Raw genomic sequence first — 12,595 nt, forward strand, 5'->3', positions numbered from 1 at the left:
ACATATGAAACATTTCCTCTTTTTATGTCTCACGGCCATAATATTTTTGCTGGACCCGTTTTTGCCATTGGCCTCTGCTGCAGATTTATCACCTTCTCTCTCTGGAATAAGTAAGGACTTTTCTGAAAGATTCTGCGCGTCTATTGGCAATGGAATGACTCCTCAAAAAGCCGGAGAGGTTTCAGCAGTTCAATTGTCAAAAGGCTTATTGTTTTCTTCTGCTCTAAAAGAAATAACTTCTGCTCCAAAAGAAACTTTGGTTGAATCGTTATCTAATAATATTTTTGTAGAATGCGGTGATGATCTTGGTGATACTAAAGGAGATATTGATAGTTATCTTTCACAATTAGTAAAAAAAATCCCAAGAAACTCTTCTTACAGCTTGCAGCTTCCTCCCACTCAACAGAAACCTTATAAATAATAAGTCCTGTTTAAAAGGATATTTGTGTATGTGTGAAATTCGCTAATAAATATTGTATTTATAACAAAATCCCTGCTTTTTAGATTCAACGAGTGCCGTAATATAGAAACATGATTGCGGGAACCTTCCATTAACCCAAAAAGCAAAGTAGATATCGCTTTGCTTTCCTCTACTTGGAATAATTGTAATTTTCTTTGGAATGAGTTTTGGGTGTGAGTTCCATATTTAGAGAGAAACAAGAAAAAGAATGAATTTATTTGCTGATACTTAATGATTCAAATATGCTTATTGGACTAGTCATGTATAGATGATCTCATTCATAACATTCATTTTTGGTTTGAGTATTGGATGGGTTTTAGCTTTTCAACGTCTAACACAACTTGAGAAACAAAGAGAGAAAAGAAAATTTAGTGATGAGATAGAACTAAGAGCCACACCTGATACATACCTTTCGGAATTTGACTTGATAAGGAAACGGTATTACGAAGCTAAGTTTAAACAGATGACTGGTCCCATGCTTCATAGAAAAGGCATCCCAATGACAGAAGAGGAGATTAAATTAAGACAATCATCAGAGAAAAATAATTAAGCTCTCTGGAAATTCAAGGCACTTCAAAAGTTTTATTTACCAGTCCTTCTCTTTCCGATTATTTGGACAAAACAATCTTCTAAAAGGCCAATTCTTTCCCATCTAATAGCCTCTTCCCCTTCACTAAGGTCGTTTTGATGAGAATTGATTTGAGAAGGCGTTAGTCTTTGCTCAAGTGGATCATCGGCAAAACTGTTTTTGATTCCTGAGTTTTTGTAAAACTTGTTTTGTTTAAAACTAGCCATTAAAAAAATAGTTCAAAATCACTCTCGATCCAATTTTTTCAAGAAAGAATCTAATCGAGGGTTTGGGGATGATCCTCATGTCATTGGGATTGAGGCTGATTTACAGACATGAGTTAATAATCAGCCATGATGGCATTTTTATAGCAGAATCAGTGACCAATAACCACTTTGTTACACTATCTATAGTCATTTTCCAACCTACTCACGCTAAATACAGTGTTTTTGCCTATGCCAATTAATTAGGTGAAAAGACGGATTCGCAACCAAGCCTTAGTTGTTAAGTTTGGTGCCCTCACAAAATAGCAATGACAGAAAATCAGATTGAGATGGCTATGGAAAGCCTATTTGTTGGAGCTGAAAAAGTCAGAGCAAAGAAGCATGCAAACACCTTTTCCAGAAATGTTCACAGACAATGTGCCGCTCGAATTGCTTCTCAAATGTGGGATGAAGAGAAAAGGAACTTTAAGGCTGCTTAGACCCACTTTAGAAGCAGCCTGATTATTAACTTTATTTATTCCGGTGTAATTTATTGCCCTGACTACTTTTTGACCATTGGATTGTGAATTAATGCCTTTAGGCTCTTCCTTTTATTGTTTGGATAACATTTGTCCATTTGTTATTTAACAGTCTTCAACTTTGGTTCATAAACTGCTCCATTGCAAATGCCTACAGCAAGAGATTCTTTGGCTTTAGTACTCCAAATACTAAAATCTGGTTTTTCATTAATCCATCCAACGGTACTATCGATACATCGGTTCCAGTATGCAGCTTGCCTGGATACTGGTATTAGTTCGATTGCTATGCAAGAAACTCCTAGCGCAATCACTCCATAAAAAGCTTTTTGCAATGAATCACTCATGTTTTCTAAGTGGAAAAATTTGTTAGGGCAATTTAAGCGTATTTGAGCCCATAAAAGTTAACTAAACGCTTGATAAAGGATTCAGTCATCTAAAGTTCTTTTTGATGTTGAAGTTTTAGCTATTGTTGATATCCAAGTTACTAGGCCTAATAGTAGTTGGCCAAAAGCTGCTGCTGTTTTCACTAAGTAAGACTCTTATGTTTATTTCTTGCTATCCAAACCGAGTAGGAGCTCTATTTGGGGAGAATTAACTGACATGCGAGACACTTCCTGCAAAATTAGGCTCAAGCATTCTTTTAGGAGAAATGTTTTGAGAATGGTTTCCCTGTAGCCATTTTGAAAATGAGGTCATTGTTATATCCAGCTCTTTGGCAATGATTTTTAGTTCTTTTAGATTTGCTCCATACCCAGTTCTTTCAATCCAGCTGGCCATAGTGCCAATGTCGTGCTCGATTAGATTTATAAGCCTACGGGGAATCATGGAATAGCGAGCTGATTGAGAATCATTGCGTTTAATTTTTTGCCAAAGAGCTGCCATTTCGCTCCCAGTCATCTCTTCTCCAGCGATATTTATTGCCTCTCCCAAAAATCTATGTGGATTTTTAAATACTGCCTTTGTCCACAGCCCTACATCATCTACTGCGATGGTTTGCCAAACTTTATCCTTGTGAACTATTCCAGGGAATACTTTTTCAGAGATCTTTACCCCAGGTAGATTGCTATTGAAATTTTCGAAGTAGCTAACTGGTCTGATAATAGTTGTGAGCTCTTGCAGCCCATTAAGCAAAATATATTCTTCAATACTCCATTTGCTTGAAAAATGACCTGGGGCTGGTTCATTCTTTAGAGGGTCTTTGGGTTTGCAAACTGAGCTAAAAACAAAGTGCTTTAAAGTCCCTAAATCGGCTAATTTTTTGATTACGTCGACTAAAACTCTTCCTTGTGATATCTCATATTCGCGAACGATACTTCCTCGGCCTAAAATCCACCCTTTGGTAGGAGTGGTATTACCAAATATTCCGTAAACTCCTGAGAAACATCTTTCCAAGCTTTTATAGTCCAGGAGGTCACCATTCCATATTTCAACATTTGGCAATTTCGCCAAATGTACTGAACGATTACTAAATGGTGTGCGAGTAATTGCTCGAATCTGAAATGCGCCAGTTCTAGATAAATGATTTACCACTGCGGATCCCTGCCTGCTTGTTGCCATTGTCACTGCAATTAGAGGCTTAGGCCTTTTTAGAGGTAGATCCTTAGATCTGTTTACACCTCTTTTAGAGAGATTTGCTTGAAAGGAAGAATGCAATTGATAAGAAAAGCCGCGCTTAATATTGCGAAATGTAAACCATTTTTATTTAAAGTGTGGCTTCGATCGAATTCCGCAGTTGATATAGTCGAGAGTTCTTTCTCAAAATTTGATTTCTGAGATCATCTAAGGGAAAGAAGGATTTATGAATTTGTTAATCATTAGGAAGGCTGCTTTAAAGAGGCTTTTTAAGGACATATCCTTTGGATTGGTTTCGGCTCAGGAGCGTATTTCGGAATTAATCAGGGGAGGCCTCGCTGAAATAATTGTGTGTTCTTATTTGCTTATTAAATTTAGAATTACTGTCAGTATCAAGCTAATTAAAATGCAAGTAATCACTGGGAAGTAAAAAGTTAAATTTTCTCCTCTTATAGCTATATCCCCTGGTAATTGTCCTAAACGTATCCTTTTTATATAGGGATAAAGTATCCCTATATAAGTGATTAACAAGCCAATAATAATAATAATTTTTTGCATTAATAAATTAGGACCTTATTGTTTTTGGACCCAATGTCACCTTTTCTTGCATGCACTCAGTTGGGTATGAGATGACATCTCTTGAAGCAAAGCCTATTCCAATTGCTACTAATCCAATTGAAAAGAGCCATCTTGCTCTTTTGTTTGAAAGAAGGTGCTTCATGGTTACTTTCGATTTCTTAATTCTTCAACAATAGAGTCCCATTTCCTTCCTGCCTCTTCCTCCTCGCGACTTTTTGCAATTCCTGACTTGGGTTTGAAACGTCCCCACCAAATGAATTTGCTAAACAAAGCTATGGGAGTTAAGAGGACTATCAATCTGATAGTTAAACCACTTCTGAAAATTGATGATGCAACCAGGCCCTTGAAAGGCAGTTTGTTGAAGAGAATTGCCTGATAGGTTTCCCAATTTTCGTGGTTGAAAATTACATTAATAAGAACAAGCCAAATAGCAGCAAACCCAACATTGATAGCAAAGCGAGAAAACTTATTGATTGGGAGTAGTAAATGTTTCATATATGCATAGTGCTGGCAAAAATCTTTTTGTCGCTAAGGACTTGGATTCGAATTCTATCGTTCATAATTTAGAGTTTCAAAAAATTATTTTTTCTCCTTCTCTATAAGTTATTCCTTAACAAGGCTTTTCATTTAATTTCATGAGAAATTAGCAATTTTCAAACACTTCTAATTATGAATTTGAAAGATTTCCATATATATCAAAGCCTTGAGCGGATAAACATAAGGTATATATACCTAAACGAAAATATTAAAAATCATCTGTATTCTTTACATTTATAGACTGGAAATCAAACTCCTGCTAAAAAGTATCAAACAATACTTTTTTGGACCTGATCACATGATCAATGAAAACCTTGTTGAAATCCTTTTGGCAGCAATCCTTGTTTCAAATACCTATGACAAAGATCAGCCTGTTATAAAATGGGGTGGAATCGTGATTGCAGTTGCAGGTGTTGCTTCAGCTTTATTTGGCTAGATATCTATCCTTTATGAGTTGACTAGAAGTAATTTTTTAAACTCATTAATTTTATTTAGATAGGCTGCATATTATGTGCGGCCTTTTTTATGTAATGGAAAATACAATAAGCTTAAGATTATCTGGTGTCCTTATATACACATAAAGAGTATTTGCGCCAATTTCAAGCTTTAGATATATAGCTATGTATTAGATAGAAGATTCCTTGCCTTCTTAATGAATGCTGATCAACAGTTAAGAGAGACCTTGCAGACAGTTCTTAACAGCGCTGTTTCCAGAATGGAAACACTCCAAGATCCTTCTGATCGACGTTGCTTGTTTTATGAATACAAGGAGTGGTTGGGAGGTGATATTAATGATGAAGTTTGGGCTCTTCCTTCAGAAGTTTTTCAAGACGACTATTAGTAAATGAATTAAGCAAAAAGAAAGGTTGATTTTAATTGTGCATAATTTAAATAAAGACTTTCATTATGGATCGGCTTCAACTCAAGTTTCTATGGCCTGTTGTCTTAATTGTTATTGCAGCTTTTGTGATGATGATTGGAGTGATAGGAGGTTTTATAGACCCCACGTCTCTAATGGTTTGATTGAAGATTTAGCGTGAAAAAAAAGCCTTTAATAATTTCTACTATTGTAATTTTGGCTTTTGCTGGAGGAATGATTCTCTATTACGAGAATTACCCTTCATCTGAAACAAGGCGGCATATATCTACAGATGGGATGTTTCTTGATTAATGAAATGCTTATTAAGGTTTCCTGAAAAGAATATTGTGCTACCGAATCAAAGCTATTTATCAAAATAAATTCTTATAATGACGCGTTAAGCCTTCGTAGGCTTCTGGGGTTCCTATCTTAAGCTCCGATTGGAGGGAGAGGCCGTTGCTAAATAGGTTACGCTCACTCTGCCATTTCATGGAAAAGTTTAACCAAGGCTATTGATAGTAATTATGTAGTAAATAGCTGTTCCAAGAATCAATGCAATAGCGAGAACTCTTGCCATCTTTGAAAGGTTTATTTGATATAAGTTTAGCTAGAGCTTGACTCCGTAGCTACTTGCAATCCCAGCTATATCTTCTAAAGAAAGTTCTTGAAAATAATTACTCAAACATTTGTATGTATTGAAGTAAGCATTTAAGGTCTCTATGCGCCCCTTAGGAGGCTTATGCATTGCTATGGATATTTTGAGAGCAAGTTGATCTTTTGTCATTTGTTAGGCAGCCTCAGGACAGAAACCAAATTTATCCTCATAGTTTTTATGCCATAGAGGACATTTACTTGTTAAGTGAGCTCCTTGTGGAATAAGTCGAGTATGAGCACGACAAGTAAGTAGTGTGTGACAACGTGTATTGCATGAATAGCGAAAATGAACACATGTCATGCAAACGCAAGCTGAACGTGACAACTTGAGAGTCCCTTCTTCGAGATAGTCCCAACCCTCTGCTTCATATCGCTTTTTGGGTAGAACTTTTTGGGCTGAACTCTTAAGCATTGTTTTAGGCCAATAGGTTGTGCTACTACAGGACTCCAATCAGATGCACGGAATACTGCATAAGGTGAGGAGATTGAAGCCATGTCTCGTCTGTAGTAGTACGTATATACTAATCAGGACGGCCGGGTATTGTCAACACCCTTTCTTCGCTAAGTATATGTTAGGTTTTTGCAATCTAAGACGAGATCAGCTAGGGACATAACTCTCAAGTAGCAGTGATATTGGTAAGTCCAAATCATTAACAAACAAATCAATCCAAAAGGAGTCATAATGACCAGAACACAATTAAAGAAAAATTACGCAGACATAATGCTTCAGGCAGATCAGGCTTTAGGCAGAAGGGAAACCACAGAGCTTTATAAGAATGCTAACTCGATTTAAAAGCGCCTATATAAAACTGAAGCTGACTGTCATTCACTACATAATTTAAAATTGATCTTTTACACGCCTAAGCTCTATTTACTCAATAGAGCTTAGGCGTGTAAAAGATCAGCTATCTATGCTTTGGTAAGAGATAGTCTATAGCTAAGAATTCATTTTAGAAAATCACTTTTTCGTTAGAGCTTTTGCAGCTTTTTAGGTGGCTCGCAGCCATGAATCAAATTGGATTCATGGCTTTAACAAAAACAGAATTGCTAACGTCAATGCAAAATTAGATTATGTCACAGATTACAAGTAGTAAACGTATGGCTATAAACTCTTCTGGTTCATCTTTAAATTTGTAATACCTAACTAGTTAGGTAATGGCGTAGAATTTTCAATCTATTCAATAAGTAGATGAGATCGTGGCTATCCTAGGGAGCATTAATCTCTTGATCGGCCGCATTGAATTTTTTTGACTAGATCCTATTCTTTTCGATGCAAAACTAAATACATAAACCCCATCCAGATTTAAAAAGAAACACCTCGTCTTATTGCTATTTATAGTATTTAATCAAATCGTAAACCAAATAAATCAGGATGATTCCGATTATTAGGTAAGGCAGTGCCGGATATTTGACTAAAAGACTTATTGAATCAGGTTTGGATCTTTTCTTTGCTGCTTTAGGAGCCAATCCTTGCTCTTTTCGTCTTTTAGCTTCTCCCACTGCACTGATTGATTGATTCCCTTATACTACCAATTTCAAAATATTGTTATTTAATAAACCTGATTTACTTTTAGATTCCATGAAAAAGCCACTCGCTGAGAGTGGCTTTAAGAAGATCAACAAGATTAATGATCTCAGAACAAATGTACTTTAAGCAAGCTTAGCAGCAGTTTTTGCAGGTGCTCTTTTTGCGCGTCTGGCTTTTCTTGGTTTGGTTGTTGTTGCTGAGGTCGCTTTCTTTGCTACAACCTTTGCAGCTGCAGGCTTCTTAGCCGCGGCTTTTTTAGCTACTGTTTTTTTTGCTGCTTTTTTTGCAGCAGTTTTCTTAGGTGTAGATTTCTTGGCTGGAGCCCCTTTACGTGTGCGGTGTGCAAGGAGCATCGCCCACTCTTCTGCTGAGATATTCGCTGGCTTATTGCCATGCGCTTCTGATTGCTTAGCAGCTTTTTCAATATCTTTGATTAGGTTCTTCCAAGAAGAAGCATAACGCTTGTCAGATTGAGACTTAGCTCCGCTTTCAACAAGAGACTCAACTACACCTTGTGCAGTGATTTTCTTGCGTCTACGATTAAATATCTCTTTCTGAAGTTGGGCAATCATGGCTTCTGCTTTTGCAGAAATCTTTATAGTTAGTTGAGACATGAGTAGTTAACTATGTATATTAACCTCTACCATAAATAGGGTATCAATATCAAATCGAAGACTGAATATCTGTTATATGGATGCTCTATGAACAACTAATTGTACGGAAAATGAACCTTCCTACAACTAATACCAAGCAACTTTTTGGCAGTTGAATTCAGCTGAAATTTGACCTGTGAGAGCTCCCATCGCAAAAAATATTGCCTTGGAAAGACTAAATGACTTTTTAGAGCTCCTAGCCACCTTCTTCCTTCTTGCCTTTAACCTCTATTGCATTGGTGGGTATCCCTACGAATTATCGGTCTAGCATATGGCCATTACTTTTTTTACTCAAACTATAAGCAATAACTAGAAAGGATATAGGATATATAGCCTAACCCTTTTGAAGTTACGGTAGCCGAAATGGAGCAAAAAGGTTTTCTCAAAAAATTTGGGAAGTGGGCCCCCATAATTGGTGGGGCTTGGATCCTGTTGAATATTGTCCTTCCTCTAGCCTTGTTGCGTATCCCAATGGTTCAGCATTACTTAATAGCTTTGGAGGACAAGCTCCCCTTTGATATCCCAGGTGTTGGATAAAGGAAGATGTAAGTCAGATAGTTCATATTTCTTGGCATAGCAGCATCCCTCCTAAGTGAAGCTCTCTTCTTTATTTACTGTTGCTTATTCCATTTCATTTAGAAATCTTTTGACAATAAATAAAAGAAGTTTGTAGAAGCCAAAATCATATTGACCAGTTTGGGGCCAGTCTTTATGTATTTCTCTTAAGTCACTCTCCCTAGGCTTGAATTAGTAGTGTCCTCTACCGAGCTTTTGGGGTTGGCCTATTGCCTCCTCAATCATATATAACGTCAAGAGGTAGGTTTTTAAGGGGTTTTTTGAATACAACGATCTTGCCCTTTGAGATCAGAAAATCATTAATACTTCCCTCCTGTTTTTTTTGGCGCATTCTTTTAGATATTTTTGGAACGGATACCACAAGTAATCTTCTGCTTTGATCATGATGGTTTGAAATGTTTAAGACTTTATTCTTTTATGCAATTACAGCGAGTAAAAAAAATCACACTCTCATAACACTTCTTTAGTAAGCTTTTTGTATGCTTTTCTCAGATTTTTATATAAATAATTCATGGCAGGCAATTCTCTTGGATATGAATTTTTGGCTCCGAGTCAACCTTTGGGAATATTGATTTTGGTAATTGGCGGCCTGTTCACTGCTACGACCTTATTTGTTTTTATAAACGTTAATCAAAATGACGAATCTAATGCCGATCGAAAGAGAAAGAAAGTCGCCAAAGAAGCACAATTAAAAAAGATAGCGAGGCTTTATCCTAAGAAGAATCGGAAATGATGGAATAATCCCAAAAATTGCATTATTTAAAAAGATGACAGCACCTGCGAGACTTGCCTTGGCTCTTATTTACAGGATGATTAGAAAAACGGAGAGGTCACTGTATGAACGATGAAAACTGGAAAGAAGAGTTCAAGAAATGGAAACCTACACTAAAGCCTTTCCAAGTAAAGCTACTTGAGGATGGACCATGCAGCCAAAGTCAGACACTAATGCTTTGTGATATGTGGTGTGAATGGAAAACTCTTGCACTCAAGAGAGACCTTAATGAAATTCCTGACCATTTGGATATTGCAGATCCATGGGATGAGACTGACGCTGAAATGTCGGCACCTTATAGATAAGCGTCTAATAATTTTCTGCAATCTTGTGATAGTGCTTTTGGGCTAAAAATATAAGGCGAGCTTTTATAAACCGCTTGGTATTTTTTAGGCTAATAATTACAGGCAGTATATAAACGATTAGCCTTTTGCTGATCTTCGCACTTCTTGAGTTTATTTTCCAGATCTTTCATTTCCTTTTCAGCTTGATCTATTAGCTCCAAAGACCATTGCCAATTGCGTTCTGAGCAATGTTTTCGAGCAGACTTCCAATCCATAACTAAGAGTTTACGTGGGCATTTATTTAAGCATTAATCCTTTCTTGTATGAATCCATCCAAAGTGCTTCAACATCTTTTGATGGATATAAAATTTCGTCGTAGCATTAAAGATTAAAGGTTCATTTCGTTTGTTTCTAAAAATTTGTAGGGCTATATAGATTTGAATCCCTAGAAAAGCAAGAAGAAGTATAGCTATACCAATCATTAGGGAAAGATATGTATTGGTTTAATCTAGTGAAATTTGTTAATTGCTGTGAGGGTAAGCTTTGTACGATCTAGCCCTCTCCTCTTAGAATTATTAGTGGTTGGCAGTCGACTCTTTGATTAAAAAACAACCGCTTATAAATAGACGGCTTTCTTGCTTTTCCTATCTTTCCTAATGATTTTTTTTTATGACAGGCTTTTTGTTTTTGCTCTTCAAGCCAATGCTGTTCTTGATTCTAAAAAAGTTTTTCAAGAAACAAATGAAGGCTTGGATCGTCTCCGCTTTGGAATGGCTTGCTTCTCAAACAGATAATGACATCGATGATGCAATTGTGAGGAAAGTTAAAAGTGCTATGAAGATAGGTGTAGTTTGATCTTTCAGCACATAAAATGTCTGTGAATATATGGCACTGTTATAGGGTTCTTCTTTAAAATATTTTGATTAACTACATACTTTTGTTGCTAATATTTAACTAAAAGCAATAGAAGCTTGTGATCTTTCTTAAGTCTTCTCGTTCTTGCCCGATAGATCTGTGAAGACCATCTCCCATTGATTTTGCTAAGGGAATTTTGGTTGCATATATGAGTACTAGGCGTAATAGATTTATAAATGATAAATGCGACTTGGTAAGTTTTTAAAAAGCAGGAATACTAAGCTCCTAGTAGCTTATGGATTAATATTAAACTAGCTTTAAGTGGAGTTGAAATACTTGGATAGGGATGTCTTTTGTGTTTCCAACTGAAAAGCAGGTGTTTTTACTCTTATCGTGGAATCTTCTTGTCTTTAACATATAAATGTGAGTCCAAGCTCATAGAAGGAAACAATAAGAGCTGGACTCAAAGGGGGGCATCGAAATACGCCCCCCTTCTTCATGCTTGGAAAGCGGTTATTGCAGATGCCTTAGTTATTCCTCTTCTATGATCCCATTATGGTTTTAGCAAGCAAGCAAGAATGAATTCTTTTCAGAAACTAATTATTGATGTACCCTTCAATGCACTTGATAAAGAAGAACCTCTAGCTAGAAATAAATAAAGACATTTAAATAATGCTTTATTTTATTGAACTTGAAGGCCTAACACTTATTTTGATTGCTATTTATATTCTTTATCGAAGCACACAGCCTGAAAAGGGTTTATGGCGAATTACTTCTCATAGGGCGAACAAGCTTAGGAATTAATCTGTTGCATTGCAGTTAAAGAGAGAGGTCTTCTACCTATTTTATTGATGAGTTTTTCAATAGTTTATGCTGAGCTGAGGCTTCAGAATCATAAAATTTTCAAGATGTCCTGGTGCCACTAAAGATTTTAGTCACTAAAACGAGCCCTAGAGATGAAATGCGACCTAGAAAATAGGTGTAAAGACTGACTTGAATCATTTCCTATGAAAGTTAGCCTTGTTTAATTGCTTTTTTCTAATGTCTACAACAGAATTTGATGCCATTATTGACGATTGTTTTTTAGATGGAGCAGCTAGATCTATAGGAAGGAAGTATCAAGATAGAGTTAACCTAAGAGCAGTTCAAATAGTTTCAGAGATGGTGGATCAAGATAAAAGCGATATAAAAGCTGCATGACTTTTTGCTACTTAGTAAGTAGAGAAACAATAAGTTTGGATATTTTTTAATAACCAGCTCTACTAGCATTGTATTTTTATTGATAAAATTCAGCTTTGACTTATCTGTATTAACTAGTTAACTCAATATGACAACTGAACTTGAGTTTAGCGAGGTTTACAAAATCCTCAATTCAATAAAGCAAGGAGATGAAACTAAGAAAGATTTGCTAGATTCTATTTTAATTGATTTCAAAGAAGGAGATAAGGCAGAAAGCTTTTTACACCAATTAGGTCAAATCTATCTATATATTGGCATAGAGGAATTATTTAAGTATGTAAATTCCAAAAATATAAAATTTATAGGTCAAATAACGAAAGAAGAATGGGATACTTTGGCAAAAGAGAAAAATTGTGATCTTCCTATTCATTTAGCAAATTCAATGATTGCTTTCTTAGAAGATAAGAAACTATCATATAAACTATCAGCAAAATGGAATATCCCTAAAAGAGAAGTAGATAAGCACATAATGCCAATGGCAAGATATATAACAGAAGGCATTATAGATGTATTAGAATAATAACACCCAATTGAATTAATCCTTCCTAAGATATATATCATCCATCTAACTTAGTTCGCCTTTCATTGCTTCACTGAATAATGTAATTATTCCTTATGTCAATTAGATATTCTTCTGAATCGATATAGTCAACAGAAAACATCATCTAATAATTCAAGGTAATAACTCTTTTGATGGTATTACTTTTAATGATTTAA

General features: G+C 35.9%; 21 protein-coding genes. 12 read left to right on the forward strand and 9 right to left on the reverse strand.

Features of this window, described 5'->3' with window-relative positions:
• The first annotated feature begins 46 nt into the window (after positions 1-46).
• Both EV07_RS03065 and EV07_RS03070 read left to right on the forward strand, forming a co-directional pair.
• Positions 47-421, forward strand: coding sequence for a hypothetical protein (locus tag EV07_RS03065; protein ID WP_152557523.1), 375 nt, complete (start codon positions 47-49; stop codon positions 419-421).
• A 307-nt stretch (positions 422-728) separates the two neighbouring features.
• A complete protein-coding gene (locus tag EV07_RS03070) occupies positions 729-1,010 on the forward strand; it encodes a hypothetical protein (protein WP_036917236.1) in 282 nt (93 codons plus the stop codon).
• A gap of 32 nt (positions 1,011-1,042) precedes the next feature.
• Here EV07_RS03070 and EV07_RS03075 read toward each other — a convergent pair whose 3' ends face one another.
• A complete protein-coding gene (locus EV07_RS03075) occupies positions 1,043-1,255 on the reverse strand; it encodes a hypothetical protein (RefSeq protein WP_036917239.1) in 213 nt (70 codons plus the stop codon).
• A gap of 305 nt (positions 1,256-1,560) precedes the next feature.
• On the opposite strand from EV07_RS03075, the gene EV07_RS09765 reads away from it, so the two are divergent.
• Positions 1,561-1,731 carry a hypothetical protein gene (locus EV07_RS09765; protein WP_193742691.1) on the forward strand — a complete coding sequence of 57 codons (171 nt, stop codon included), beginning with the start codon at positions 1,561-1,563 and terminating at the stop codon, positions 1,729-1,731.
• A gap of 140 nt (positions 1,732-1,871) precedes the next feature.
• Here EV07_RS09765 and EV07_RS03080 read toward each other — a convergent pair whose 3' ends face one another.
• The 4 genes from EV07_RS03080 to EV07_RS03095 form a co-directional block, all read right to left on the reverse strand.
• Entirely contained in the window at positions 1,872-2,114 is a 243-nt protein-coding gene (locus EV07_RS03080; protein WP_036917241.1) for a hypothetical protein, read from the reverse strand.
• Positions 2,115-2,361: 247 nt separating this feature from the next.
• Positions 2,362-3,423 (reverse strand): NmrA/HSCARG family protein, encoded by a 1,062-nt coding sequence (locus tag EV07_RS03085; RefSeq protein ID WP_241433989.1) that lies wholly within the window; start codon positions 3,421-3,423, stop codon positions 2,362-2,364.
• Positions 3,424-3,699: 276 nt separating this feature from the next.
• Complete coding sequence (locus EV07_RS03090; protein ID WP_036917244.1) at positions 3,700-3,900, reverse strand: DUF2905 domain-containing protein; 201 nt, start codon at positions 3,898-3,900, stop codon at positions 3,700-3,702.
• A 165-nt stretch (positions 3,901-4,065) separates the two neighbouring features.
• The gene (locus EV07_RS03095) at positions 4,066-4,416 is read right to left on the reverse strand and encodes a hypothetical protein (RefSeq protein WP_036917246.1); all 351 of its coding nucleotides are present in this window, start codon (positions 4,414-4,416) and stop codon (positions 4,066-4,068) included.
• Positions 4,417-4,756: 340 nt separating this feature from the next.
• Between EV07_RS03095 and EV07_RS09770 the strand changes: the two genes are divergently transcribed.
• The 3 genes from EV07_RS09770 (at position 4,757) to EV07_RS10115 (ending at position 5,629) form a co-directional block, all read left to right on the forward strand.
• A complete protein-coding gene (locus EV07_RS09770) occupies positions 4,757-4,894 on the forward strand; it encodes a hypothetical protein (protein ID WP_193742692.1) in 138 nt (45 codons plus the stop codon).
• Between the two features lie 216 nt (positions 4,895-5,110).
• Positions 5,111-5,299: a hypothetical protein gene (locus EV07_RS03100; protein WP_036917249.1), complete on the forward strand. Its 189-nt coding sequence runs from the start codon at positions 5,111-5,113 to the stop codon at positions 5,297-5,299.
• A gap of 195 nt (positions 5,300-5,494) precedes the next feature.
• Positions 5,495-5,629, forward strand: a complete 135-nt coding sequence (locus tag EV07_RS10115) for a hypothetical protein (protein WP_275040928.1) — start codon at positions 5,495-5,497, stop codon at positions 5,627-5,629.
• Positions 5,630-5,924: 295 nt separating this feature from the next.
• On the opposite strand, the gene EV07_RS09775 is transcribed toward EV07_RS10115, so the two are convergent.
• The 3 genes from EV07_RS09775 to EV07_RS03110 all read right to left on the reverse strand — a co-directional run bounded on the left by EV07_RS09775 (position 5,925) and on the right by EV07_RS03110 (position 8,113).
• Positions 5,925-6,101 carry a hypothetical protein gene (locus tag EV07_RS09775; protein ID WP_193742693.1) on the reverse strand — a complete coding sequence of 59 codons (177 nt, stop codon included), beginning with the start codon at positions 6,099-6,101 and terminating at the stop codon, positions 5,925-5,927.
• 3 nt (positions 6,102-6,104) lie between these two features.
• Positions 6,105-6,383 carry a galactose oxidase gene (locus EV07_RS09355; protein WP_072013311.1) on the reverse strand — a complete coding sequence of 93 codons (279 nt, stop codon included), beginning with the start codon at positions 6,381-6,383 and terminating at the stop codon, positions 6,105-6,107.
• 1,238 nt (positions 6,384-7,621) lie between these two features.
• The gene (locus EV07_RS03110) at positions 7,622-8,113 is read right to left on the reverse strand and encodes a hypothetical protein (RefSeq protein WP_036917253.1); all 492 of its coding nucleotides are present in this window, start codon (positions 8,111-8,113) and stop codon (positions 7,622-7,624) included.
• Between the two features lie 402 nt (positions 8,114-8,515).
• On the opposite strand from EV07_RS03110, the gene EV07_RS03115 reads away from it, so the two are divergent.
• The 3 genes from EV07_RS03115 to EV07_RS03125 all read left to right on the forward strand — a co-directional run bounded on the left by EV07_RS03115 (position 8,516) and on the right by EV07_RS03125 (position 9,805).
• On the forward strand, positions 8,516-8,689 hold the full coding sequence (locus EV07_RS03115) for a hypothetical protein (protein WP_036917254.1): 174 nt from the start codon (positions 8,516-8,518) through the stop codon (positions 8,687-8,689).
• A gap of 550 nt (positions 8,690-9,239) precedes the next feature.
• Entirely contained in the window at positions 9,240-9,461 is a 222-nt protein-coding gene (locus EV07_RS03120; protein WP_036917256.1) for a hypothetical protein, read from the forward strand.
• 104 nt (positions 9,462-9,565) lie between these two features.
• Positions 9,566-9,805, forward strand: coding sequence for a hypothetical protein (locus EV07_RS03125; RefSeq protein WP_036917257.1), 240 nt, complete (start codon positions 9,566-9,568; stop codon positions 9,803-9,805).
• Positions 9,806-9,894: 89 nt separating this feature from the next.
• Here EV07_RS03125 and EV07_RS09780 read toward each other — a convergent pair whose 3' ends face one another.
• Positions 9,895-10,059, reverse strand: a complete 165-nt coding sequence (locus EV07_RS09780) for a hypothetical protein (RefSeq protein WP_193742694.1) — start codon at positions 10,057-10,059, stop codon at positions 9,895-9,897.
• 381 nt (positions 10,060-10,440) lie between these two features.
• Here EV07_RS09780 and EV07_RS03130 point away from each other — a divergent pair, with 381 nt between their 5' ends.
• The 3 genes from EV07_RS03130 (at position 10,441) to EV07_RS03135 (ending at position 12,398) form a co-directional block, all read left to right on the forward strand.
• Positions 10,441-10,578 (forward strand): hypothetical protein, encoded by a 138-nt coding sequence (locus EV07_RS03130; RefSeq protein ID WP_193742695.1) that lies wholly within the window; start codon positions 10,441-10,443, stop codon positions 10,576-10,578.
• A 1,102-nt stretch (positions 10,579-11,680) separates the two neighbouring features.
• Positions 11,681-11,839 (forward strand): hypothetical protein, encoded by a 159-nt coding sequence (locus EV07_RS09785; protein WP_193742696.1) that lies wholly within the window; start codon positions 11,681-11,683, stop codon positions 11,837-11,839.
• A gap of 127 nt (positions 11,840-11,966) precedes the next feature.
• Entirely contained in the window at positions 11,967-12,398 is a 432-nt protein-coding gene (locus EV07_RS03135; protein ID WP_036917262.1) for a hypothetical protein, read from the forward strand.
• Positions 12,399-12,595: the final 197 nt, after the last annotated feature.

The sequence above is a fragment of the Prochlorococcus sp. MIT 0603 genome (genome assembly GCF_000760215.1).
Classification (GTDB): Bacteria; Cyanobacteriota; Cyanobacteriia; order PCC-6307; family Cyanobiaceae; genus Prochlorococcus_E.